Source organism: Rhodococcus sp. T7, from assembly GCF_009872365.1.
Classification (GTDB): Bacteria; Actinomycetota; Actinomycetes; order Mycobacteriales; family Mycobacteriaceae; genus Rhodococcus_F.
In genome coordinates this window covers 83,901-107,536 of record NZ_WXYH01000066.1, presented here as the reverse complement: position 1 = coordinate 107,536, position 23,636 = coordinate 83,901, and the positions used below count along the sequence as shown (strand labels likewise).

General features: G+C 69.2%; 19 protein-coding genes. 7 read left to right on the top strand and 12 right to left on the bottom strand.

From position 1 onward, the window contains the following. Window positions 1-14 precede the first annotated feature (14 nt). Together nucS and MLGJGCBP_RS09420 are read left to right on the top strand one after the other, a co-directional pair. The gene (gene nucS, locus MLGJGCBP_RS09425; protein ID WP_160095025.1) at window positions 15-689 is read left to right on the top strand and encodes an endonuclease NucS; all 675 of its coding nucleotides are present in this window, start codon (window positions 15-17) and stop codon (window positions 687-689) included. Window positions 690-705: 16 nt separating this feature from the next. Continuing rightward, window positions 706-1,032 (top strand): ATP/GTP-binding protein, encoded by a 327-nt coding sequence (locus MLGJGCBP_RS09420; RefSeq protein WP_072946972.1) that lies wholly within the window; start codon window positions 706-708, stop codon window positions 1,030-1,032. On the opposite strand, the gene MLGJGCBP_RS09415 is transcribed toward MLGJGCBP_RS09420, so the two are convergent. Both MLGJGCBP_RS09415 and mce read right to left on the bottom strand, forming a co-directional pair. Then, complete coding sequence (locus MLGJGCBP_RS09415) at window positions 1,029-2,120, bottom strand: hypothetical protein (protein WP_160095023.1); 1,092 nt, start codon at window positions 2,118-2,120, stop codon at window positions 1,029-1,031. The two genes, MLGJGCBP_RS09420 and MLGJGCBP_RS09415, sit on opposite strands and share 4 nt — an antisense overlap. Before the next feature lie 68 nt (window positions 2,121-2,188). Beyond that, window positions 2,189-2,662, bottom strand: coding sequence for a methylmalonyl-CoA epimerase (mce, locus tag MLGJGCBP_RS09410; RefSeq protein WP_072946976.1), 474 nt, complete (start codon window positions 2,660-2,662; stop codon window positions 2,189-2,191). Window positions 2,663-2,756: 94 nt separating this feature from the next. Between mce and MLGJGCBP_RS09405 the strand changes: the two genes are divergently transcribed. The 3 genes from MLGJGCBP_RS09405 to MLGJGCBP_RS09395 all read left to right on the top strand — a co-directional run bounded on the left by MLGJGCBP_RS09405 (window position 2,757) and on the right by MLGJGCBP_RS09395 (window position 5,421). Further along, window positions 2,757-3,950, top strand: coding sequence for an acetyl-CoA C-acetyltransferase (locus tag MLGJGCBP_RS09405; RefSeq protein ID WP_160095021.1), 1,194 nt, complete (start codon window positions 2,757-2,759; stop codon window positions 3,948-3,950). 63 nt (window positions 3,951-4,013) lie between these two features. Next, the gene (locus MLGJGCBP_RS09400; protein WP_160095019.1) at window positions 4,014-4,385 is read left to right on the top strand and encodes a DUF3817 domain-containing protein; all 372 of its coding nucleotides are present in this window, start codon (window positions 4,014-4,016) and stop codon (window positions 4,383-4,385) included. A gap of 118 nt (window positions 4,386-4,503) precedes the next feature. After that, window positions 4,504-5,421, top strand: coding sequence for a tetratricopeptide repeat protein (locus tag MLGJGCBP_RS09395; protein ID WP_160095017.1), 918 nt, complete (start codon window positions 4,504-4,506; stop codon window positions 5,419-5,421). A gap of 70 nt (window positions 5,422-5,491) precedes the next feature. Here MLGJGCBP_RS09395 and MLGJGCBP_RS09390 read toward each other — a convergent pair whose 3' ends face one another. The 4 genes from MLGJGCBP_RS09390 to MLGJGCBP_RS09375 are packed head-to-tail and all read right to left on the bottom strand — an operon-like array spanning window position 5,492 to window position 9,659. Beyond that, window positions 5,492-6,802 (bottom strand): MFS transporter, encoded by a 1,311-nt coding sequence (locus MLGJGCBP_RS09390; RefSeq protein ID WP_160095015.1) that lies wholly within the window; start codon window positions 6,800-6,802, stop codon window positions 5,492-5,494. A 20-nt stretch (window positions 6,803-6,822) separates the two neighbouring features. Then, a complete protein-coding gene (gene dgoD, locus MLGJGCBP_RS09385; RefSeq protein WP_160095013.1) occupies window positions 6,823-7,971 on the bottom strand; it encodes a galactonate dehydratase in 1,149 nt (382 codons plus the stop codon). 54 nt (window positions 7,972-8,025) lie between these two features. Further along, window positions 8,026-8,652, bottom strand: a complete 627-nt coding sequence (locus MLGJGCBP_RS09380; RefSeq protein ID WP_160095011.1) for a 2-dehydro-3-deoxy-6-phosphogalactonate aldolase — start codon at window positions 8,650-8,652, stop codon at window positions 8,026-8,028. Further along, entirely contained in the window at window positions 8,649-9,659 is a 1,011-nt protein-coding gene (locus tag MLGJGCBP_RS09375; protein ID WP_160095009.1) for a 2-dehydro-3-deoxygalactonokinase, read from the bottom strand. Before MLGJGCBP_RS09375 ends, MLGJGCBP_RS09380 begins: the two co-directional genes overlap by 4 nt. Before the next feature lie 67 nt (window positions 9,660-9,726). On the opposite strand from MLGJGCBP_RS09375, the gene MLGJGCBP_RS09370 reads away from it, so the two are divergent. Further along, on the top strand, window positions 9,727-10,503 hold the full coding sequence (locus MLGJGCBP_RS09370; RefSeq protein WP_236580989.1) for an IclR family transcriptional regulator: 777 nt from the start codon (window positions 9,727-9,729) through the stop codon (window positions 10,501-10,503). A gap of 12 nt (window positions 10,504-10,515) precedes the next feature. Here the strand turns inward: MLGJGCBP_RS09370 and MLGJGCBP_RS09365 are convergent, their stop codons facing one another. Genes MLGJGCBP_RS09365 through MLGJGCBP_RS09355 form a run of 3 tightly spaced genes read right to left on the bottom strand, consistent with a single transcriptional unit; the run spans window position 10,516 to window position 16,200 of the window. Further along, entirely contained in the window at window positions 10,516-11,967 is a 1,452-nt protein-coding gene (locus MLGJGCBP_RS09365; protein ID WP_442972085.1) for a neutral zinc metallopeptidase, read from the bottom strand. A gap of 16 nt (window positions 11,968-11,983) precedes the next feature. Next, entirely contained in the window at window positions 11,984-14,182 is a 2,199-nt protein-coding gene (glgB, locus tag MLGJGCBP_RS09360) for a 1,4-alpha-glucan branching protein GlgB (RefSeq protein ID WP_087561063.1), read from the bottom strand. After that, window positions 14,182-16,200, bottom strand: a complete 2,019-nt coding sequence (locus MLGJGCBP_RS09355; protein ID WP_160095005.1) for an alpha-1,4-glucan--maltose-1-phosphate maltosyltransferase — start codon at window positions 16,198-16,200, stop codon at window positions 14,182-14,184. The genes glgB and MLGJGCBP_RS09355 overlap by 1 nt, the downstream gene beginning before the upstream one ends. Window positions 16,201-16,360: 160 nt before the next feature. On the opposite strand from MLGJGCBP_RS09355, the gene glgP reads away from it, so the two are divergent. Beyond that, window positions 16,361-18,958 (top strand): alpha-glucan family phosphorylase, encoded by a 2,598-nt coding sequence (glgP, locus tag MLGJGCBP_RS09350; RefSeq protein WP_087561061.1) that lies wholly within the window; start codon window positions 16,361-16,363, stop codon window positions 18,956-18,958. 40 nt (window positions 18,959-18,998) lie between these two features. Here the strand turns inward: glgP and MLGJGCBP_RS09345 are convergent, their stop codons facing one another. The 3 genes from MLGJGCBP_RS09345 to MLGJGCBP_RS09335 all read right to left on the bottom strand — a co-directional run bounded on the left by MLGJGCBP_RS09345 (window position 18,999) and on the right by MLGJGCBP_RS09335 (window position 23,633). Beyond that, window positions 18,999-20,591 carry an ABC transporter permease gene (locus MLGJGCBP_RS09345; RefSeq protein ID WP_236580988.1) on the bottom strand — a complete coding sequence of 531 codons (1,593 nt, stop codon included), beginning with the start codon at window positions 20,589-20,591 and terminating at the stop codon, window positions 18,999-19,001. Further along, window positions 20,588-21,508 (bottom strand): ABC transporter ATP-binding protein, encoded by a 921-nt coding sequence (locus MLGJGCBP_RS09340; protein ID WP_160095003.1) that lies wholly within the window; start codon window positions 21,506-21,508, stop codon window positions 20,588-20,590. Before MLGJGCBP_RS09340 ends, MLGJGCBP_RS09345 begins: the two co-directional genes overlap by 4 nt. Before the next feature lie 76 nt (window positions 21,509-21,584). Beyond that, window positions 21,585-23,633 (bottom strand): ATP-dependent DNA helicase, encoded by a 2,049-nt coding sequence (locus MLGJGCBP_RS09335; protein WP_160095001.1) that lies wholly within the window; start codon window positions 23,631-23,633, stop codon window positions 21,585-21,587. Between the last annotated feature and the right edge of the window lie 3 nt (window positions 23,634-23,636).

The following is a 23,636-nucleotide window of genomic DNA, read 5'->3' as shown; positions in this document are numbered from 1 at the left end:
CTTAGGGTGGGCGGGTGCGCCTAGTGATTGCCAGATGCCGAGTCGACTACGTAGGCCGTTTGACGGCACATCTGCCCACCGCTCGTCGCCTGTTGTTGATCAAGGCCGACGGTTCCGTGAGCATCCACGCCGACGACCGCGCCTACAAGCCCCTGAACTGGATGAGCCCGCCCTGCTGGCTCGTCGAGGACTCCGTCGACGACGCCGAAGCCCTGTGGGTGGTGACCAACAAGGCCGGTGAGGAACTGCGGATCACCATCGAGGAGATCGAGCACGACTCCCGTCACGAACTCGGGGTCGACCCCGGGCTCGTCAAGGACGGTGTCGAAGCTCACCTTCAGGAGTTGCTCGCCGAACACGTGGAAACGCTCGGCAACGGCTACACATTGGTCCGGCGTGAATACATGACGGCAATCGGTCCCGTCGATCTGCTGTGCCGAAACGCCGACGGCGCGTCCGTCGCCGTGGAGATCAAGCGACGGGGCGACATCGACGGTGTCGAGCAACTCACGCGGTACCTCGAACTGCTCAACCGCGATCCGCTGCTCGCGCCGGTGAGCGGCGTCTTCGCCGCTCAGCAGATCAAGCCGCAGGCCAAAACCCTTGCCACCGACCGCGGAATCCGGTGCCTGGTGCTCGACTACGAAGCGCTGCGCGGCACCGAGAGCACCGAGTTCCGGCTCTTCTGAGGCCTAGGCTGAACCCGTGCCCCGTCGTAAACCGCAGCGGAAGAACACACGCCGCAGCGCGCCCCCGGACAACTCCGAGGGCTCGCTGTTCGGTAGTGCGCTGATGCGTCAGGAATCCGGTCCCGCCGGCGACGCGGACGAGAGCTACATCGTCCGCACCATCCCCGGGGCCCGGGCCACCAAGTCGTACCGGTGCCCGGGCTGCGATCACGACATCCGGCCCGGTGTCGCCCACCTCGTCACCTGGCCCGCCGAATACGGCGGAGCCGAGGACCGGCGGCACTGGCACACCGGGTGCTGGTCGGGACGCAGCACCCGGGGCCTCACCCGCAGGTGGTCCTAGCTTCCGGCCTTCACGGTCCGCTGACCCGCAGGCCGGTTCGCCTGGGTCTTCTCGACGGTGGACAGCACCGCGGTGTCCTCGTCCGAGTTGTCCGTCTCGTCCTCGGACTTCTTCACCGAATCGTTCGACCCCGACTCGGTCTTGCGGTCCGCTGTGCCGTTCGGTGCGGACTTGCCGCTCGAGTTCTCGTTCGGTCGCTTCTCGGAGTTCGACGCCGCGGTGTCGGGCTGCGCGTCGAGGAGTTCGCTCTCCCGGTTGACCGACGCCAACATGGCGGGAACGGAATCGAGCTGCCCGCGAATGCCCAAGAGCTGCGCCAGGATCCGGCCGCGGAGCACGCGAAGCTCCTCCGCGAGTTCCTTGGCGTGGGCGATCTTGCGCTCCGACTGGTCGGTGGCCGCCTGCAGCCTGCGCTCCGCCTCGTGCGTGGCATCCGCAAGACGACGCTGCGCCTCGGCCTTGCTGGTGGCCTCGAGCTCGTTCACCGCCGTGATCGTCTTCTGGCGGCGCTCGGACATCGAGAGGTCGAAGTCTTCCTGAACCTGCGAGCGACGCAGTTCGGCTTCGGCGGCGAGGCGGTCGCGCTCGGACTGCGCGGCCTCGACGATCTTCGCCGCCTCCGTGCGAGCCTTCGCCATGGTCTGCTCGTGCTGAATCTCGAGCGCGCTGCGGCGGTCTTCGAGTTCCGCGACCAGCGACTCGTACTGGCCGCGAAGCTGCGCGGCTTCCTGCTCGGCGACGGAGATCATCTCGGCGGCATCGGCCTCGGCCTTCGCGCGCACCTCGGACGCCTCGTCCGACGCGAGCCGGAGCATGCGCGAGATGCGGTCGCTCATTCCCTCCGCGGTGGTCGGCGGAACCGACAGGCGGTCGACGTCCTTGCGGAGGTCGTCGATCTCGTCCCGCGCGTCGTCGAGTTGCTTGGCGAGGTCCCGCGCCTGCGCCGCCGCGGCGTCGCGGTCGGCGGCAGTAACGCGGAGCTCGGCGTCGAATCGCTCGAAGTAGTTGCGTACCTCGTCCCGGTCGAATCCCTTACGCACGGTGGAGAAGGGAAGGGGGATCGAACCACGGTCCTGCTCGTTTACCATGGCCGCCAATCTACCTGGGCAAAGTAGAACTTGTCTCTGCGCCTGGTACCCGGCGGCCGGTCACAGCTCTAGTGGGTCGCCGAGGGCTCGACCAGCTCGACGAGAACTCCGCCCGCGTCCTTCGGGTGCACGAAGTTGATGCGCGAGTCGGCGGTTCCGCGGCGGGGTGCGTCGTACAGCAGCCGGACGCCGCGCTCGCGCAACTGGGCGGAGATGGCGTCGATGTCGGTGACGCGGTACGCCAGCTGCTGGAGACCGGGACCGCTGCGATCGATGAACTTGGCGATGGTCGAGTTCTCGTTCAACGGCGCGAGGAGCTGCAGTGCGGTGCTGCCCGCGGGAGCGCCGACGACGCTCAGCATCGCTTCGCGCACGCCCTGCTCCTCGTTCACCTCTTCGTGTGTCGACACCATGCCGAGGTGCTCGGAGTACCACGCGATGGCGGCGTCGAGGTCGGGAACGGCGATGCCGACGTGGTCGATGGCGGTCACCAGATCCGAGGACAGCGGCGACGTGGACTGGGTGGGGGAGGACTGTGTCATGGTCCCGACGTTAGCGCTACCGTTTCGGTAGTTCTCGTCGGGATGTGACTTCCGTCGCCCGGCACCCGCCCATTCGTCTCACGCGGAGGAAATCGTGACCAGTTCTGTGATCGTCGCCGGAGCCCGGACCCCGATGGGCCGGTTGCTGGGTTCGTTGAAGGATGTGTCGGGTTCCGATCTGGGTGGGGTGGCGATTCGCGGTGCGCTGGAGAAGGCGGGCGTCGCCCCCGAACAGGTCGAATACGTGATCATGGGCCAGGTGCTCACGGCGGGGGCCGGTCAGATCCCGGCGCGGCAGGCCGCCGTGGCCGCCGGGATCGGGATGGACGTGCCCGCCCTGACGATCAACAAGGTGTGCCTGTCGGGGATCGACGCGATCGCGCTGGCGGATCAGCTGATCCGGGCCGGCGAGTTCGACGTCGTCGTCGCCGGCGGCCAGGAGTCGATGTCGCGGGCCCCGCACCTGCTGGAGAAGTCGCGGGAAGGGTTCAAGTACGGCGACGTCACGATGCGCGACCACATGGCCTTCGACGGGTTGTACGACATCTTCACCGATCAGGCGATGGGCAGTCTGACGGAATCGAAGAACGCGGAGGACGGGCAGCGGATCAGCCGGGAGGAGCAGGATACGTTCGCGGCGGCGTCGCACCAGAAGGCGGCGCGCGCCTGGAAGGACGGGGTCTTCGACGACGAGGTCGTGCCGGTTCCGGTGCCGCAGCGCAAGGGCGACCCCCTGCTCGTCGGCTCCGACGAGGGCGTGCGGGGCGACACGACCGCCGAGTCGCTGGCCCGGTTGCGGCCGGCGTTCAGCAAGGACGGCACCGTCACCGCCGGGTCCGCGTCGCAGATCTCGGACGGTGCGGCCGCCGTCGTCGTGATGAGCAAGGCGAAGGCTCAGGAACTGGGGCTGTCCTGGATTGCGGAGATCGGCGCGCACGGGGTAGTGGCGGGCCCGGATTCGACGCTGCAGTCACAGCCGGCGCGGGCCATCGCGAAGGCGTGCGCCAAGGAAGGGATCGACCCGAAGGACCTGGACCTGGTCGAGATCAACGAGGCCTTCGCGGCGGTCGGGATCGCGTCGACGCGGGAGCTGGGCCTGGATCCGGAGATCGTGAACGTCAACGGCGGCGCGATCGCGATGGGGCATCCGCTGGGGATGTCGGGTGCGCGGATCGCACTGCATCTGGCGCTCGAGTTGCGCCGTCGCGGTGGCGGCGTGGGCGCGGCGGCACTGTGCGGTGGAGGCGGTCAGGGTGACGCCCTGATCGTCCGCGTCCCCAAGGCGTGACAGACGACGGTCCGTGGTGGTGTGCCTCACACCACTACGGGCTGTCGTAGATGGTCGGGCACAATGGTCGGCATGGCGAACGTCTTCGATCTCAGCACCACGGCCAAGCGCTTCCGATTTGTCGCAATTCTGGAGGCATTCACCTGGCTCGGCCTCCTCATCGGCATGGCCTTCAAGTACCTGCCCGCCGACGGCAACGAGATCGGCGTGAAGATCTTCGGCCCGATCCACGGCGGCGTCTTCGTCCTGTACCTGCTCGTCTCGCTGTGGACCGCGCGCAAGCTGAGCTGGAACCTGGTCACCACGTTCTGGGCGCTCGTCGCCAGCGTTCCGCCGTTCGGCACCGTCGTGTTCGAGGTCTGGGCGGCCCGCGCCGGCCGCATGGCCGAACTGTCCCGGACCAGCACGGTGAAGAGCGAACCGTCGCTCGTCTGACCGAGTCCGCGGTAGACACGGCCCGCATTCCGGCGCCCGCTCGAATCGTGACAAACTGGTGGACGTGACTCGACCAGGTTCTCGTCCGTCAGCGCGTTCCTCAGCAGTGGCCGCAGCCATGAGCGGAGCAGTCGATCTCTCCGCCCTCAAGGAGCGTGCGGCCGCTCCGCCCCCGCCTGCGCCTGCGCCCTCCGGGGACGGCGCCGCTCCGGCCGCCCCCGGCGGCACCGGCCTCACACCCGTCATCGACGTCACCGAGGCGACGTTCGAGGCGGAGGTCCTCGTCCGGTCCCAGCAGGTCCCGGTCGTCGTGGACCTGTGGGCTACCTGGTGCGAGCCGTGCAAACAACTCTCACCCCTGCTCGAGAAGCTGGCACACGAGGCCGGTGGCACCTGGGTGCTCGCCAAGGTCGACGTCGACGCCAACCCGCGTATCGCGCAGGCCTTCGGTGTCCAGTCCGTCCCGACCGTCGTCGCCATCGCCGGTGGTCAGCCGCTCGCCGACTTCCAGGGCGCACAGCCCGAACCGCAACTGCGCCAGTGGCTCGCCGCGGTCCAGCAGGCGGTCGCAGGAAAACTGTCCGGACCTCCTGCCGGTAACGGCGACACGGAGGAGCCCGAGCCGGAGGACCCGCGTTTCGTCGCCGCCGAGGCAGCGCTCGACGAGGGCGATCTGGCGGCGGCCGAAGCCGAGTTCCAGAAGATCCTCGACACGGAACCGGACAACGCGGAGGCGCAGGGCGCGATCCGTCAGGTGCGTTTCCTCGCCCGCGTGCAGTCCGTCGATCCCGGTGCCGTCGCCGCGGCGGACGCCGCCCCGGCCGACATCGACGCCCAACTGCAGGCGGCGGACGTGGAGCTCTACTCCCAGGCACCCGATGCGGCGTTCGCCCGCCTCATCGGTGTCGTCGCCCGCAGCGCCGGCGACGACCGGACGCGGGTGCGCACGCGTCTGCTGGAGTTGTTCGAACTGTTCGACCCTGCCGAACCGGTCGTCATGACCGCGCGCCGGAAACTCGCCGCAGCACTGTACTGACGAGGAACCTGTACTGACGAGAAACCGGGGTGAGTGCGTTCGGCGCTCACCCCGGTTTCGTCGACAGTGATCAGCTGCGGACGCGCTCCACCCGTCCGACCAGGAAGACGTAGGACGCGATCCCGACCGCGGTCACCACGGTCATGTAGACGAATCCCGGAGCGAAACTGTCGTCGGTGACGAGCAACCCGATGACGATGGGCGTGGCGATCGACGACAGATTGCCGATGAAGTTGAACATTCCGCCGGTCAGCCCGAGCAGCCGCTCCGGTGCGAGTGCCGACACCAGCGACCATGTGATCGACGCGAGTCCGTTGCCGAAGAACGCGATGGACAGGAACACGATCACCATCGCGGTCGAGTCGGTGAAGTTCGCGCCGATCATCGCGACGGTCAGCAGCAGTCCGACGATGATCGGACCCTTCCGGGCGACTCCGAGCGAGACCCCCTTGCGCAGCAGGAAGTCCGAGAACACCCCGGAGAACAGCACACCGACGAGCGCCGCGACGAACGGCAGCGACGCGAGGAATCCGGACTTGATGTAATCCATCCCCCGGTACTCGACGAGGTAGGTGGGGAACCAGGTGAGGAAGAACCACAGCGTCGACGTGAGGCAGAACTGCCCCAGGTAGATGCCCCACAGCTTGCGCCTGCCGAGGACGGTCGCGACGTCGGTGCGCGTCACGGCCGGACGTTTCGGTTGCTGCTCGTCCACGAGGTCGACGAGTCCGCCGCCGTCGCGGATCAGGTCGATCTCGGCGTCGTTCGCGCGGGAGTCGCGTGGCTCGCGGTAGAACGCGTACCAGACGGCGCCCCACACCGCTCCGACCGTTCCGGTCACGATGAACACCCAGTGCCAGGACAGCACGGACTGCAGCCAGGACAGGAACGGGGTGAGCAGGGCCAGTCCGATGAACTGTCCGGACGTGTAGAAGCCGATCACCGTCGCCCGTTCACGCTCGGGGTACCAGGCCGTCGCGACGCGGTTGTTGATCGGATACGCGGGCGCCTCGAACACGCCGACCAGCAGTCGCAACGCGATGAGCGCCACGAATCCGCCGATGACACCCATGAACGCGGTCGCGATCGACCACAGGATGAGGCAGGCGGGGTAGAGCACTCTCGGGGGTATCCGGTCGACGAGCCAGCCGCCGGGAATCTGCAGCGCCGCGTACGTCCACCCGAACGCGGACAGCAGCAGACCCTGCTGGGCCTTGGAGAGGTCCATTTCGTCCGCGATCGCGGGCATCGCGATCGACAGGTTCGCCCGGTCCATGTAGTTGATGACGACGGTCACGAACAGCATGACCGCGATGAGGACGCGTGCCTTCGACGCCTGCGCCGCGACCGACGTGGAGCGGCCGTTCTGGGTCTGCACCATTTCCTTCACCACTCCTGCCCTCACCACTCCGCGAAGGAGCCGTCGCTGTGCCGCCACACCGGGTTGCGCCAGCGGTGGCCCTCGGCCGCCCGTTCGATTACGTACTCCTCGTTCACCTCGATGCCCAGCCCGGGGCCGGTCGGGATGCGGACCTGACCGTCGGCGTACGTGAACACGGACGGGTCGACGAGATAGTCGAGGAGATCGTTCGACGTGTTGTAGTGGATGCCGAGGCTCTGTTCCTGGATGGTCGCGTTGTAACAGCCCGCGTCGATCTGCAGGCACGTGGCCAGGGCGATCGGCCCGAGCGGGCAGTGCAGCGCGAGCGCCACGTCGTACGCCTCGGCCATGTGCGCGATCTTGCGGGCCTCGGTGATGCCGCCGCAGTGGGACGGGTCGGGCTGGATGATGTCGACGGCCCCGGAAGTGAGAACGGATTTGAAATCCCACCGGGAGAACAATCTCTCACCCAGTGCGATCGGGATCGGCGACTGCCGGAGCACGTCGACGAAACCGTCGACGTGCTCGGAGAGCACGGGTTCCTCGACGAACATCAGCCGGAACGGTTCGAGTTCCTTCAGCAGGACCTTGGCCATCGGCTTGTGCACCCGGCCGTGGAAGTCGACGCCGATGCCGATGTTCGGGCCCACGGCGTCGCGCACCGCGGCGACGTTGGCGAGGCACCGGTCCACCTTGTCCCAGGAATCCAGGTACTGCAGTTCCTCCGTGCCGTTCATCTTCACCGCGGTGAAGCCGCGGTCGACGACCTCGCGCGCCGCCTTCGCGGTGTCCGCGGGACGGTCGCCGCCGATCCAGGAGTAGACCTTGATCCGGTCCCGGACCCGGCCCCCGAGAAGTTCGTACGCCGGCACGCCGAGGGCCTTGCCCTTGATGTCCCACAGGGCCTGGTCGATGCCGGCCAGCGCGCTCATGTGGATACCGCCGCCGCGGTAGAAACCGGCCCGGTACATGACCGTCCACAGATCCTCGATCTGCGTCGGATCCTGCCCCACCAGGTAGTCGGACAGTTCCTCGACCGCGGCGGCGACGGACGCCGCCCGGCCTTCGAGCACCGGCTCGCCCCAGCCGACCACGCCGTCGTCCGTCTCGATCCGCAGGAACAGCCACCGCGGGGGCACGGCGTACGTGGTGAGTGACTTGATCTTCATGGAGTCCTCCTGTGCGGGGCCGTGGTGGTGGCCCCGGTCGTCGTCGGTGTCGGTTCAGGCGGCTTCAGCCGACCAGATGTTCATCAAGGCGAGGGCGCGGTCGCGGACGGTGCCGGCGCTGTCGCCGGGCCGGTAGAGGCAGGTGCCGAGTCCCGCGCCGCCCGCGCCTGCGGCGGCCCACTCGGCGAGGTTGGTCCGGTCGACGCCGCCGACGGGGAGCAGTTCGACCTCCGCGGGCAGGACGGCCCGCCACGCCCGCATCCCCGCAGTCCCGACCGAGTCGGCGGGGAACAGTTTGATGCTGCGCGCTCCCGCACCCACTGCGCTGAAGGCCTCGGTGGGGGTGGCCGCTCCCGGGTACGGGTGCAGGTTCCGGGCGACGGCAGCGCCGATGACCTCGACGTCGCTGTTGGGGGAGACGATGATCCGGGACCCGGCCGCATCGGAGCGGATCACGTCGTCGACGCTGAGGACGGTGCCGGCGCCGACGACGCAGACGTCGCCGACGGCCGTCGCCAGCCGCTCGATCGAGTCGAACGGCCGCGGGGAGTTCAGGGGGACCTCGATCGTCGTGAAGCCGGCGTCGACGAGGGCGGAACCGACTGTGACGACCTCCTCCGGGGTGATGCCCCGCAGGATGGCGATCAATCCGGTGGTCGTCGTGGTGGCAGAGGTGCTCACAGGGCCTCCTTCTCGGGAATGGTGGATGCGTCCGGGTCGAGCAGTCCCGCGTCGATCGCCACGCGCCACAAACCCTGCGCGGCGGCCTCCTCGGCGACGATGTCGGCGGCCACGCCGTGGACGCGCAGTCCCGCCGCGTAGCGACGGCAGAGATCGGCGTTTCCGCACAGCAGGATTCGGTGCCCGGCGGCGTAGTGGGGCAGGAGGTGCCGGACCTCGTCGGCGATGATCACGCCGGAGACGTAGTCGGGCAGCGACGCCGGATCGAGGAGTCCGTCGAGCACGAACGCCCGCGCCCCGAACAACTCGGCGGGCAATCCGCGGGACGGTACCGACGTTCCCGTGGCGAGGCCGCGACCGAAGGCGGCGTCGTCCCGCACCCCGGTGGTTGCGGTGCGGCCGAGGATGCCGTGCTCCATCACCAGGCCGTACAACTCGCCGGACATCGCCGTGGCGAACGAGACGATCTTGTGGTCCTCGACGCGTGCCCATTTGCTGTGCGTTCCGGGGAGCACGATGGTCAGTGGACCGTCGGTCGGCGGGAGCAGGCCCAGGGCCCCGATGATCTGCGTCTCCTCGCCCCGCATCACGTCGCCGGGCACCGAACCGTCGGCGGCGGAGGCGACGCGCAGGCCGGGCACGAGGTGCAGAACTCCGCGGGGGTGGGAGACCGCAGTCAGGTCGCCGGCGCCGATGGCGAGATCGGTCGGCGTCGTCAGGTAGCCGGCCTCACGCCAGCCCTGGGCGCTGCCCACCATGCCGCAGGCGATCGCGGGGAGATCGGGGGCGTCCGCGATCCAGTCGCCGCAGGCCTCGTCGAACGCGGCCTCGTAGGCGCGGGTGCGCGATTCCGGGTCGTCCCCGGTCATGCCGAGCAGTCCGAAGTCGGGCCTGCGAACGTCCAGAATGCGGCCGCCGTCGCCGAGGAGCCAGGCGCGCTGCGACGACGTGCCCCAGTCGAGGGCGATCAGGCGCGGTGGTGAGATGTCGGGGGTGTTCTGGATCACGCAAACCACTATCAGACGCGAATCCCATAATGACGAACGAGGTCCCTATATGTGGGACAGTGGGGGTGTGACCGAACCGACGAACGACATTCCCCCCGGCACCCAGACACTGGCCCGGGGGCTCGCCGTCATCCGTGCCGTCTCCGACGGCGCGCAGGATCTCCGTGCGGTCGTCGACCACACCGGGCTGGGACGCAGCACCGCGCACCGACTCGTGCAATTGCTGGTCCACGAGGGGTATCTGCGCACCGGGAGTCGCGGCTACACCCTCGGCCCGACGCTGATCGAACTCGGTTTCAAAGCCCTCCACGGCAACCCGCTGCCCGTCGTCGCACGCCCGATCCTCGAGGAGTTGTCGGCGCACGTGCACGACACCGTGCACCTGGCGGTCGAGGACGGCGGCTCGGTGCTGTACCTGGACAAGCTGCCCGGATCGCGCGGTGCCGAGATGCGTTCGCGCATCGGTCACCGGATGCCGCTGACCCGCGCAGGGGTCGGCAAGGCCCTGCTGCTCGACTCGGCCGAGCGCTGGGATGCGCTGTACGAGAGCGACGCCGCGCAGGCTCCGCGACCCCCGGCCCGCGGACACGGCGCGCAGGCCGACTTCCGTAAGCGGATGGAGGACTACGCGCGGATCGGGGCGGCCATGGACCTCGAGGACAACGAACCAGGAATCCGCTGCGTCGCGGCCCCGGTGCGGGACGCGTCGTGCGCGATCGTCGGAGCGATCAGCGTGTCGGCCACGAGCCCGTACATGCCCGACGAGCGGATGCGCGGCCTCGTGCCGGTCGTGTGCCGGGCTGCCGGACGGATCTCCGCGGCGCTGGGCTACCGGGAGATCTGAGCCGGCGACCGGTCAGCGGTACCGGCCCTCGCAGGCCTGCTCGCCGCCGAGCACGCCGGTGCGGAAGGCGTCGACCCGGGAGAACCCGCTCGGCACGGTCTCCCCGTTCACGTCACTCGCGGCGAGTCCGTCGGTGAGAAGCCCCGACACGGCCTCGTCGAGGTCGCCGGGGGACAACCACACGCTGCCTTCCGCCAGCGTGGCCGGACTCGCCGGGCTCAGTGCGCCGGTGATGACCCCGGACAGGCAGGCGGCCCGCAGCGCGGTCTGCGGTGAGTGCAGATCGTCGCCCCGGTCCCGCTGCAGCGCCAGGGTGTACCGCGAGGCGAGAAGGACGTACGCGTTGTAGTCGCCGGTGAGCTTGGTCTGGAACAGTTCACGGCGGCCCGGGCGTCCCGGTGTGCCGCGTTCGGCGAGGGCGTCGACACTGACCCCGATCGTGTTGGTGGCCGGGCAGTACGACACCGGTTCCGTCACGTCGGCGTCCGCGCAGCCGAGGTCGGCGCCGTCGAGTTGCAGCGTGGGCGGATCGCTGAGATCGAATATCTGCTGGAACGACGTGAAGAACGCCTCGACGGACTCGTCGGTGACGGGAAGTTCACCGTCGTCGCTGTCGTCGGCGAACCGCTGCGGCAGATCCGCGCGCCGCGAGTCGATCTCCTTCTCGTCGATGCGCGTGCACGCTGCCGGGCCGTCCGTGAACCCGATCTGGGTGGCGGTGACACGTTCGAACGCCGAGCCGTGCACGTTGTCCGGATCGTTCGGGTCGGTGTCACCGATCGCCACCGCCGACGCCAGCACCTTGTTCAGCCCGTCCGACGTGTTCAGCGTGAAATGGGGCGCCTTGTCTTCCGCGATGTGCCGCATGAACGCCCCCGCGAAACAGTCGGCCTGCTGTTCCCGCACGATCCCGCCGCCCACGTTCTCGTCGGCGATTCCCGCCTTCGTCTGGACGGCGTGCCCGTACTCGTGCGCCAGCACGAAGACGGCGGCGACGACGCCGAACTTCTCCACGACCTCCGGCAGCAGGAGCGCCCGGTCCCAGCCGATGGTGTGGTCGGTGCTGCAGTAGCCGGCGTTGAGGAGTTCCTCGGTGCTGTCTCCGCAGAACCGGGGGCCGTCCGAATCCCGCGGATCCCAGGAGATCAGCTCCTCCACCGGTTCGAATTTGCGCTGGAACAGCGCCGGGAACTCGGTGCGCCAGTAACTCTCGATGTCGCTCACCGCGTTGGCGGCCATCGTGTCGATCTCCCCGCCGTCGGTGCCGGTGACGGGAAGGCCGGCGTCGGGTGCGCCCTTGCGGGCACCGCTTGGCCCCGACGTGGCATCGAGGCCCGCCACCTTGAACGGATCGTCGTAGATGGACGCGGCCTCGCCGTCCACCGAACGCGCGCACCCCGACAGCACGACCGCAGTCGCGGCCAGAACGCCCAAGCTCGCAGCCCACAGCCGACGTCGGATCAGCAAGGCCGTGCCTTCATCAACGCTCCAGACTCATCCAGATCGCGCCGTTCGCGGGCAGTGCCACCTCTGCCGAGGCGGGACGGCCGTGCCACGGCTGCGAAGTTGCCGTCACCGCACCGAGATTTCCCCAACCCGATCCTGCGTAGACCTCGGCGTCGGTGTTGAGAATTTCACGCCATTCACCCCGTTCTGGCAAGCCCACACGATAATTCGCGTGCGCGGAGCCCGAGAAATTGAACAGGCACGCCAGAATCGACCCGTCGGTGCCGTACCGCAGGAAGCTCAGGACGTTGTTCGCGGTGTCGTTGGCGTCGATCCAGGAGAACCCGCCCGGTGACGTGTCAAGCGTCCACAGTGCCGGGTGCTCGCGGTACGTGGCGTTGAGGTCGTGGACGAGCCGGAGCAGACCGCGGTGGAAGCCGCCGGTGTACGGGTCGTCGAGCTGATACCAGTCGAGTCCGCGTTCCTCGGACCACTCCGCGGTCTGCCCGAACTCCTGACCCATGAACAGCAGTTGCTTGCCGGGGTGCGACCACATGTACGCCAGCAGGGCCCGCACGCCGGCGGCCTTCGACCAGTCGTTGCCGGGCATCCGCGTCCACAGCGTGCCCTTGCCGTGCACCACCTCGTCGTGGCTGATGGGGAGCAGATAGTTCTCGCTCCACGCGTACATCAGGGAGAACGTGATCTCGTGATGGTGATAGCTGCGGTGGACGGGGTCGTGCGCCAGGAACCCGAGGGTGTCGTGCATCCACCCCATGTTCCATTTCATGTTGAAACCGAGACCGCCGACGTTGGTCGCACGGGTGACACCCGGCCACGCCGTCGACTCCTCGGCGATGGTGACGACCCCACGGTGCTGCTTGTGGACCGTGGCATTGGTCTCCTGCAGAAACGCGACTGCCTCCAGGTTCTCCCGGCCGCCGTGGATGTTCGGTGTCCAGCCACCTTCCGGCCGCGAATAGTCGAGGTACAGCATCGACGCGACCGCGTCGACGCGCAGACCGTCCACGTGGAACTCGTCGAGCCAGTACAGCGCGTTGGCGACGAGGAAGTTGCGGACCTCGCGTCGCCCGAAATCGAACACGTACGTTCCCCAGTCGAGTTGCTCGCCGCGCTGGGGATCGCTGTGTTCGTAGAGCGGTGTGCCGTCGAACCGGGCCAGCGCCCACTCGTCCTTGGGGAAGTGGGCGGGAACCCAGTCGACGATGACGCCGATGCCGGCGGCGTGCAGGTGGTCGACGAACCACCGGAAGTCATCGGGGGAGCCGAACCGTGACGTGGGCGCGTAGTACGACGTCACCTGGTATCCCCAGGACCCGCCGAACGGGTGCTCGGCGACCGGCAGCAGTTCGACGTGCGTGAACCCCGTCTCCGTGATGTGGGTGGCGAGTTGCTCGGCCATCTCGCGGTAGTTCAGCCCGGGCCGCCACGACCCGAGGTGAACCTCGTACACGCTCATCGGGGACTGTGCGGGTTCGGTGGCCGCCCGCTGGGCCAGCCAGTCGGCGTCGTTCCATTCGTACGTGCTCACCGACACCCGGGACGCGGTCGCGGGAGGGACCTCCGTCGCGAAGGCCATGGGGTCGGCCTTGTCGCGGACAGTGCCGTCGGGGCCGTGGACCCGGAACTTGTACAGGTCGCCGACCTCGATGCCGGGGACGAACAACTCCCACACCCCGGTGGATCCGAGCACCCGCATCGGGAAGTTCCGGCCGCTCCACCCGTCGAAATCGCCGATCACGCTCACCCCGCGGGCATTGGGAGCCCACACGGCGAACGAGGTGCCGGTGACGGTGCCGTCGGGCGTGTCGTAGCGGCGGCGGTGCGCGCCGAGGATCTCCCACAGCCGTTCGTGCCTACCCTCGCCGAACAGGTGCAGGTCGAGTTCGCCGAGCGTGGGCAGGAACCGGTAGCCGTCGGCGGAGACGTCGTTGTGACCACCCGGCCACGTCGTGGACAGCCGGTAGTCCATCAGATCCCGGTACGGCACCAGCGCCCCCCACACACCGTGCGCGAGGTGCTCCAGCGAGAAACTCGTCCCACCGATGACGGCGTCGACTGCCTCCGCGTAGGGGCGCAGGGCACGGATCACCGTGCCCTCGGGATGCGGGTGGGCACCCAGGATCGAGTGCGGGTTGTGATGCTCGCCCCGGGCCAGCAGGTCCAGGTCGGCGGCGTCGGGTGCGATGGCGACAGGCGGTTCGACGGTCACTATGTACCTCCGCGGTAGGCCAGCTTCGTTCTGGCCGGATAGGGAATCGACGGTAGTGCCAGGATATGGGCCACGGCCCGCCACGGTTCGAGGCGCACGAAGTTGGTCTGCCCCCAGTGATACTGCTCCCCGGTGACCTCGTCGAGCACGGTCAGGTGGTCGTGCCAGTCGCGGCCCAGCGCCGGCATGTCGAGCCACACGTTGCCCTGCTCGGCGCCGTACGGGTTGAGATTGATCACCGTCAGCACGGCGTCGCCGGTGGTGGCGTCGAACTTGGAGTACGCGATCAGGGCGTCGTTGTCGACGTGGTGGAAATGGATGTTGCGCAACTGCTGCAGCGCCGGATGCTGCCTGCGAATCCGGTTGAGCGCGGTGATCCACGGTTCCAGTGACTCGCCGCGGGCGGCCGCTCCCTCGAAGTCGCGGGGGCGCAACTCGTACTTCTCCGAGTCGAGGTACTCCTCACTGCCCGGACGCACCGGAACATGTTCGTACAGTTCGTATCCCGAGTACACGCCCCACGTGGGCGACAGGGTTGCCGCCAGCGCGGCGCGCAGCGCGAACATGCCCGGGCCGCCGGTCTGCAGGCTCTCGTGCAGGATGTCCGGGGTGTTGACGAAGAGGTTGGGACGCGCCTCGTCGGCCTTGGCGGCGATCTCCTTACCGAACTCCGTCAACTCCCACTTGGCCGTCCGCCACGTGAAATACGTGTACGACTGCGTGAACCCGCGGCGGGCGAGACCGTACAGTCGCGCCGGACGGGTGAACGCCTCGGACAGGAACAGGACGTCCGGATCCGTCTTCTTGACCTCGGCGATCAGCCACTCCCAGAAGTCCGCAGGTTTGGTGTGCGGGTTGTCGACCCGGAAGATCTTGACGCCCGCCGCAACCCAGTGCCGCACGACCCGCAGGACCTCCGCGTAGATGCCGTCGCGGTCGTCGTCGAAGTTGACCGGGTAGATGTCCTGATACTTCTTCGGCGGGTTCTCGGCGTAGGCGATGGTGCCGTCGGGGAGGACGGTGAACCATTCCGGGTGCTCCTTCGCCCACGGATGGTCCGGTGCGGCCTGCAGGGCCAGGTCGATCGCCACCTCCAGGTTCAGCTTCTTGGCGGCAGCGATGAACGCCTTGAAATCGCGCATCGTCCCGAGTTCGGGATGGATCGCGTCGTGGCCGCCCTCGTCCGAGCCGATCGCCCACGGCGAACCGACGTCCTCGGGGCCCGGGGTCAGCGTGTTGTTGGGGCCCTTCCGGTTGACCTTTCCGACCGGGTGGATCGGCGGCAGGTACACCACGTCGAAACCCATCGACGCGATGCGGGGAAGGGCCGCAGCGGACGTCGCGAACGTCCCGTGGCGGGGCTTGCCGTTCTCGTCCCGGCCCCCGGTGGATCGGGGGAAGAACTCGTACCACGACCCGAACAGGGCACGCGTGCGATCGACGAGCACGGTGTGCGCCTCGCTCTTCGTCACCAGTTCGCGCAGCGGGTGCGCGCGGAGCAGTTCGGTCACGTCCGATCCGAACGCCGGAGCCACCCGCTCGGAGAGGTGACGGTCGGAACGCAGCGACGCCGCGACCCCGGTCAGCCGTGAACGGTCCGCGCGGGGGACGCCCTTCGCGGCACGCTCGAACAACCGCGCACCGATCTCGAGGTCGTTGGCCAGTTCGGCCGGACCCTGCCCCACCGCCAGCTTCGCCTCGACCGCGTGCTTCCACGTGGTGATCGGGTCGCTCCAGGCCTCGATGCGGAACGTCCAGAGACCCTCACCGGTCGGGGTGAAGGAGCCGTCGACGGTGTCGGGCACCGGACCGCTGGTCATGGGAATCCGGAACGTCGCCGAGCCGCCCGAAGAAGCAGTGCGCGGCCCCCGCACCGCAAGTGTGGCGGCCACGGCGTCGTGACCTTCGCGCCACACGGTTGCCCGTACGGGAAACACCTCACCCACAACGGCCTTGGCGGGAAAGCGGCCGCACCCGACGTTCGGTTCCACGTCGTCGATTCCGAGTCGACCTGTCACACTGGGCTCCGTTCCATAGCCGGAAGTTGCCGGCGGCTCGTGGGCTGGGCCGCCCGTTCAACCGTAATGGAGTCGACCGGTTCCTGTCCGGATTGCAGATCTGACGTCCACCCGGGCCGACACGGCGCAACGACGCCCGCAGTGCGTTATCGTTCGCGAGGTGAAAGCCTTGCGTCGGTTCACTGTCCGAGCCCACCTTCCGGAGCGGCTCGCTGCCCTCGGCCCGCTGTCCACCAATCTTCGCTGGTCGTGGCATCCGGCCACGCAGGAACTGTTCGGATTGCTGGACGAGGACCTGTGGCGGCAAGTGCAGTTCGACCCGGTCCGGATGCTCGGTGAGGTCGACCCCGCCCGCCTGGACGAACTGGCCGAGGACGTCGCGTTCCTGGCCCGCCTCGACGCCGCGGCCGCCGACCTCGACGACTACCTGTCCCGGCCCCGCTGGTATCAGAACCAGCAGGCCAAGGGAGTGTCGCTGGACGGCGGGATCGCATATTTCTCAATGGAGTTCGGGGTCAGCGAAGTGCTGCCCAACTACTCCGGCGGCCTCGGAATTCTCGCGGGCGACCACCTGAAGGCGGCATCCGATCTGGGACTGCCGCTGATCGGTGTCGGTTTGCTGTACCGCTCGGGATACTTCCGGCAGTCGCTGACCGCGGACGGCTGGCAGGCCGAGCACTACCCGCCGCACGACCCGCAGGGCCTCCCGCTGCGCCTGCTCACCGAGTCCGGGCCGCAGTCGTCCGACGGGGCGCCGGTCCTTGTGCACGTCGCGGTCCCCGGCGGCCGGGTGCTGCGCGCCCGCGTGTGGATCGCCCAGGTGGGGCGCGTCCCGCTGCTGCTGCTCGACTCCGACATCGCGGAGAACGACGCCGAGATGCGGGGCGTCACCGACCGCCTGTACGGCGGCGACCAGGACCACCGCATCAAACAGGAGATCCTCGCCGGCATCGGCGGCGTCCGCGCCGTGCGCGCCTACACCCACGCCTACGGCCTGCCCGATCCCGCCGTCTTCCACATGAACGAGGGGCATGCCGGGTTCCTCGGCATCGAGCGGATCCGCGAACTGGTCACCACCGGCGGACTCGACTTCGACGAGGCGCTGGCCACGGTCCGCGCCGGCACCGTCTTCACGACCCACACCCCGGTTCCCGCGGGAATCGACCGGTTCCCCGCCGACCTCGTGCGGCACTACTTCGGCGGCGACAACGGGGCGAACGAATCGTCCCTGCTGCCGGGGCTGACGATCGACCGGATCCTCGGACTCGGCCGCGAATCGGATCCGACCGTGTTCAACATGGCCCACATGGGCCTGCGTCTCGGGCAGCGCGCGAACGGTGTGTCCAAGCTGCACGGCATCGTCAGCCGGGAGATGTTCCAGCCGCTGTGGCACGGCTTCGACGCCGGAGAGGTGCCCATCGGCTCGGTCACCAACGGTGTCCACGCGCCCACCTGGGCCGCACCCGAATGGATCGATCTGGCCACCCGCATCCTGGGTCCCGAACTGGTGGAGGAGGCCCGCGGCTGGGAGCGGCTGCAGGACCTGTCCGCCGAGGAGCTGTGGGCGACCCGCAACGCGCTGCGCGGGAAACTGGTCGAGGAGGTGCGCCGACGGGTCCGGGCGTCCTGGATCGAACGCGGCGCGACGTCCGCCGAGCTCGGCTGGACGAACGAGGTGTTCGACCCGAACGTGCTCACCGTCGGCTTCGCCCGGCGCGTGCCCACCTACAAGCGTCTGACGCTGATGCTGCGCGACCCCGAGCGGCTCCGGGCACTGCTCCTCGACGAGGAGCGTCCGGTACAGCTCGTGGTCGCCGGGAAGAGCCACCCCGCGGACGACGGCGGCAAGGCACTCATCCAGCAGGTCGTGCGGTTCGCCGACGCCGCCGACGTCCGGCACCGCATCACGTTCCTCCCCGACTACGACATGTCGATGGCCCGGTACCTGTACTGGGGTTGCGACGTCTGGCTCAACAACCCGCTGCGCCCGCTCGAGGCCTGCGGAACGTCGGGGATGAAGTCGGCCCTCAACGGCGGACTGAACCTGTCGATCCGCGACGGCTGGTGGGACGAGATGTTCGACGGCGAGAACGGCTGGGCAATCCCCACCGCGGACGGCGTCGTCGACGAGACCCGGCGTGACGACCTCGAGGCCAGCGCACTGTACGAACTGCTCGAGCGCGCCGTCCTGCCGAGGTTCTACGACCGCGCGGACGGACTGCCGGTGCGCTGGGTGGAGATGGTGCGTCACACGTTGCAGAACCTCGGGCCCAAGGTGCTGGCGTCACGGATGGTGCGCGACTACGCCGTCCAGTACTACGCGCCCGCCGCCGCGTCGGCCCGGACGGTGGCGGCGGAGAACTTCGCCGGCGCCCGCGAGCTCGCCGCGTTCCGTCGACGCGTCGAGGCCGCATGGCCCGCGGTGACGGTCCTGCAGGTCGACGGCGCGGGGCTGCCCGACACCCCCGAGATCGGAGCGAATCTGGTACTCCGCGCCCGTATCCGCCTCGGTGAACTGTCCGTCGACGACGTCACCGTGCAGGCCGTGATCGGCAAGGCCGGACCGGACGAGGAGCTCACCGACATCGTCACCGTTCCGATGACCCACTCGGCCTCGGACGAGTCGGGAGAGTTGTTCGTCGCCGATCTGGCTCTGCCGCTGTCCGGGTCGGTCGGGTATACGGTGCGGGTGCTTCCGCACCACGAGTTGCTCGTCGATCCGTCGGAGCTGGGGCTGGTGACGGTGCCGAACCCCTGACCGGCTCCACCGAGCCGGTCCGGGTTCGTCCCGGCACGGCCTACGGGCCGACGTCCCGGCGCCGGAAGCCGGCGACGGCGGCGAGGAACAGGGCCGCCGCGAGAAGCAGCAGAACGACGAGGGGAGCGGCCGAGAAGCTCTCGGCAGGCAGCGCCGGCGTGTAGTGGAAGGGGGAGAGGATCCCGAACCAGTCCGGGAGGACCTCCCCGAACATTCCGGCGACGAGAACGTAGCCCACGAACGCCCACAGTGCGGGCAGGGCGCGAGGGATCAACCCGTAGACGGCCGCGCACGATCCGACGATCACGAGAACGGCCGGCACCGTGTTCAGGGCGGCACCGATCAGCCGGCCGAGCGCGCCCGCGTCGGACAGCGTGAACGCCGCGGTGATCCCCATGCCGACCCCGGCCGCCACCGCGATCACGACGGCCGCGGCCGCGATCACGACCAGCTGGCCACCGAGCCACCGCGCCCGCGACACGGGGGTGGCCAGGGCTTCCTCGGCGCGACCCGACGATTCCTCCGAGCGGATCGACACGACGGCACCGACGGCGTACATCGCGGCCATCACCACCAGGAACACCAGATACAGGGCGAACGCGCCGTCGGCGGCCGCCGCGGCGCCACCCGGCAGCAGCTGTGCGAGATCAGGGTCCTGTTCGATGAAATCGCTGATCTGCCTGCCGAGGGAACCGATCGGCAGCGACAGCGCGAACACGCCGACACCCCAGGCGAGGATCTGGCCGCGTTGCTGACGCGCCGCGAGCGCGGTGACCCCGGTCAGGCGGGGGGACGCCTCGGCACGACCGCCCCGCGGCGGAAGGAGTCCCGCCCCGACGTCCCGGCGACCGATGGCCGCGTACGCGCACACGACGGTCAGCGCCGCCGCGACGACGCCGATCAGCAGCGGCCACCAGCGTTCGTCGACGTACGCGCGGGTGGCCTGCGACCAGCCGATCGGAGACACCCACGTCAGCAGGCTCCCGCTGCGTCCCTGCTGCACATCGCCTACCGCCCGCAGCAGGTACGCGACGACGACCGCACAGATCCCGGCACCGCTTGCCGCGCGGGCGTGTTCGGTGAGCTGCGACGCCAGCGCCGACAGCGCAGTGAACACCAGACCCACGACCAGGACACCCGCCGACATGTTCAGCGAACCCGCCGGCGGCAGACCCACGGCGAGCAACCCGATCACCAGCAGCAGCGCGACGAACACATTGGCGAGGGCCGCCGAGATCAGTCCCGCCGTGATCCCCGCGTACCGCCCGACGACGCCGGCGCGCACCAGCTCGGCGCGCCCGGTCTCCTCCTCCGTCCGCAGATGCCGCGTCACCAGCAGCACCGACATGATCGCCACGGCCACCATCGTCATGCCGGCGATCTCGTTGGCGACCATCGCACCCAGCGTGTAGTCGTCCAGGCCGTAGCCCGGCCCGGCAAGGGCGGTGGCGGCCGGGGACGAGATGAGTTCGGCACGGGCCTGCCGGGATTCGGCGGTCGGGTAGATGGTGGAGTAACTGGACGCGAGCAGGACGGTGAGCCCCGCCACCGCGACCGTCCACACCGGAATCCGGACCCGGTCGGTGCGCACCGCCAATTCGGCGAGCACACCCGTTCCGCTCAACTGACTCACTGCGGCCGTCCGATCCCGAGCGCCTCGACCTCGTCGCGGTACTCGCGGAGGAACAGGTCCTCCAGGGTCGGCGGGTTGGCGGTGATCGACACGATGCCCAGCCCCGTCAACGTGGTCATGACCGGGTCGATCTGATCGGAATCGACGTCGAACGTCACCGTGTTCGCGTCCGCACCCTTCTGCAGGTTGTGCACACCTGGGACGTTGCCGATGGGACTGGGCTTGATCCGGGTGGTCGCCGTCACCGTCGTCCGGGTGAGATGCCGCAGGTCGGACAGTGTTCCCGCCTGCACCGTCCGGCCTGCCCGGATGATGGTCACGGCGTGGCACAGCGCATCCACCTCGGCGAGGATGTGACTGGACAGCAGCACCGTGCGTCCGCCGCGCGCGAATTCGGTGATGCACTCCTGAAACACCGCCTCCATCAACGGGTCCAGGCCCGACGTCGGCTCGTCGAGGACGAGGAGTTCGGTGTCGGCGGCGAGCGCGGCCACGAGGGCGACCTTCTGCCGGTTGCCTTTCGAGTAGGTGCGGCCCTTCCGGGTGGGGTCGAGTTCGAACCGCTCGATCAGCGACGCGCGACGGGCCGGATCGAGTCCGCCGCGCAGTCGCCCGAGAAGGTCGATCGCCTCGCCGCCGGACAGGTTGGGCCACAGGTTCACTTCCCCCGGCACATAGGCGAGCCGCCGGTGCACGGGTACGGAATCACGCCACGGGTCGGCACCGAGAACGGACGCCGAACCCCCGTCTGCGCGCAGCAGACCGAGAAGCACCCGGATGGTCGTGGACTTGCCCGCGCCGTTGGGTCCGAGGAATCCGTGCACCTCGCCCGACTTCACCTCCAGATCGAGGCCGTCGAGGGCGAGGACTTCACCGAACTTCTTGGTGAGTCCGCGGACTGAGATCGCAAGGTCCATCGGTCGAGCATAGGTGCGCACCGATCCGCTGTCCGACTCAGTGCACGACAGCGTTTCAGGCCGGCACGAGCGCGGTTCAGGGACGCGAGTCGCGGATCCGTCCCAGCGCCTTGCGCACGACCTCCGGGTCCGACGTCTCCCAGAACGGCGGCAGCGACGCCCGCAGATACCCGGCGTACCGGGCCGTGGCGAGCCGCGGATCGAGGACCGCCACCACGCCCTTGTCGTCGACGCTGCGCAGCAGACGTCCCACGCCCTGCGCGAGCAGCAGCGCTGCGTGATTGGCTGCGACGGAAAGGAACCCGTTGCCGCCCCGCGACTCCACCGCCTTCTGCCGGGCGACGAGCAGGGGGTCGTCGGGGCGGGGGAACGGGATGCGGTCGAGGATCACCAGGCTCAGGGACGGGCCCGGCACGTCGACGCCCTGCCACAGCGACAACGTGCCGAACAGCGACGTCGGCTCGTCGCCGGCGAACGCCCGGACGAGGGCACCCGTCGAGTCGTCGCCCTGGCACAGGATCGGGGTGTCGAGCCGGTCGCGCATGGCCTCGGAGGCGGCCTTCGCGGCCCGCATCGACGAGAACAATCCCAGCGTCCGCCCACCCGCCGCCTCGACGAGTTCGGCGATCTCGTCGAGATACGCGGGGGAGAGGCCGTCCCGCCCCGGCGGCGGCAGTTGCTTCGCGATGTAGATGATGCCGGCGCGGGCGTGGTCGAACGGCGACCCGACGTCCAGGGCGTTCCACTTCAACGTGCCCGCGTCGGACGGCGCCTCGGACCCGGTGGCCATCGCCGGATCGATCACGACGGACGACTCCGCGGGAAGCCCCCAGTTGACGGCGAGGCCGTCGAAGGACCCGCCGACGGTCAGCGTCGCGGACGTGAGGACCACGGTCGATTCCGCGAACAGCCGGGACCGCAGCAGCCCGCCGACCGACAGCGGCGCCATCCGCACCACCCGGCGGATCGAACCGCGGTTGTCGTCGGCGGCCAGCCACACCACGTCGTGACGCTTCGCCGGGTCCGGCTCGTCGAACGCGCTGAGGACGCGGACGGCGCTGTCGTGAACCTCCTCGACCGACGCGAGTGCGGTGTTGCGGGCGGCGGCCGCCTCCGGGTCGCTCAACGCCATGCCGGGACGGGACGGGCCGATGGCCGTGCGCAGCGCCCAGGCGGCGTCGCGGACGGCGGCGAGCGCGGGCGCCGCGCCGGGCGGCAACGCCTCCCACCGTTCCGGCCGCAACTCCTCGAGCAGCGCTGCCCAGCCCTCGCCTGCCGCCTCGAGGCGATCGGCGTCCTGCTCCTCGACGAGCTTTGCGCCGCGCCGCGCCGCGGCACTGATCGTCGACGCCGCCAACTCGGCGGTGGCGACGTTGGTGACGCGGTCGACCAGTTCGTGCGCCTCGTCGATGACCACGACGTCGTGTTCGGGAAGGATCGCGATTCCGGTGATGGCGTCGATGGCGAGCAGGGCGTGGTTGGTGACCACGACGTCGACCTGCGACGCCTCCGCGCGGGCCCGCTCCGCGAAGCAGTCCTCGCCGACCGGGCAGCGGGATTTGCCGAGGCACTCGCGGGCCGTGACGCTGACCTGGCGCCACGCCTTGTCGCTGACTCCGGGGGTCAGGTCGTCGCGGTCGCCGGTCTCGGTGTCCGAGGACCACTCGGTGAGACGCTGGACCTCACGGCCGAGCCGGGACACCGCGAACGGATCGAACAGCTCGTCGGCCGGCGGTTCCTCCGCAGTCCCGGTGTGGATCCTGTTCATGCACAGATAGTTGTTGCGGCCCTTCAGGATCGCGAAGTGCGGCCTGCGGCCGAGTGAACCCGCGAGGGCGTCCGCGAGCCGCGGCATGTCGCGGTCGATCAGCTGACGCTGCAGCGCGATGGTGGCCGTCGAGACGATGACCGTCTTGCCGCTCTGCACCGCGTGCCGCACGCTCGGCACGAGGTAGGCGAGCGACTTGCCGGTACCCGTACCGGCCTGGACGGCCAGATGCTCCCCGGTGTCGATCGAATGCGCGACGGCGGAAGCCATGGTCAGCTGGTTGGACCGCTCGGCACCGCCCAGCGACCGCACCGCCGTGCGCAACAGCTCGGGGACGTTGGGGAGGTTTTCAGGCACCCG

Excerpts from the sequence above, each read along its gene's own strand:
- MLGJGCBP_RS09390 (WP_160095015.1), bottom strand. The coding sequence starts at position 6,802 with ATGGTGCAGACCCAGAACGGCCGCTCCACGTCGGTCGCGGCGCAGGCG.
- MLGJGCBP_RS09415 (WP_160095023.1), bottom strand. The coding sequence starts at position 2,120 with ATGGTAAACGAGCAGGACCGTGGTTCGATCCCCCTTCCCTTCTCCACC.
- MLGJGCBP_RS09340 (WP_160095003.1), bottom strand. The coding sequence starts at position 21,508 with ATGGACCTTGCGATCTCAGTCCGCGGACTCACCAAGAAGTTCGGTGAA.
- MLGJGCBP_RS09395 (WP_160095017.1), top strand. The coding sequence starts at position 4,504 with ATGAGCGGAGCAGTCGATCTCTCCGCCCTCAAGGAGCGTGCGGCCGCT.
- dgoD (WP_160095013.1), bottom strand. The coding sequence starts at position 7,971 with ATGAAGATCAAGTCACTCACCACGTACGCCGTGCCCCCGCGGTGGCTG.
- mce (WP_072946976.1), bottom strand. The coding sequence starts at position 2,662 with ATGACACAGTCCTCCCCCACCCAGTCCACGTCGCCGCTGTCCTCGGAT.
- MLGJGCBP_RS09400 (WP_160095019.1), top strand. The coding sequence starts at position 4,014 with ATGGTCGGCATGGCGAACGTCTTCGATCTCAGCACCACGGCCAAGCGC.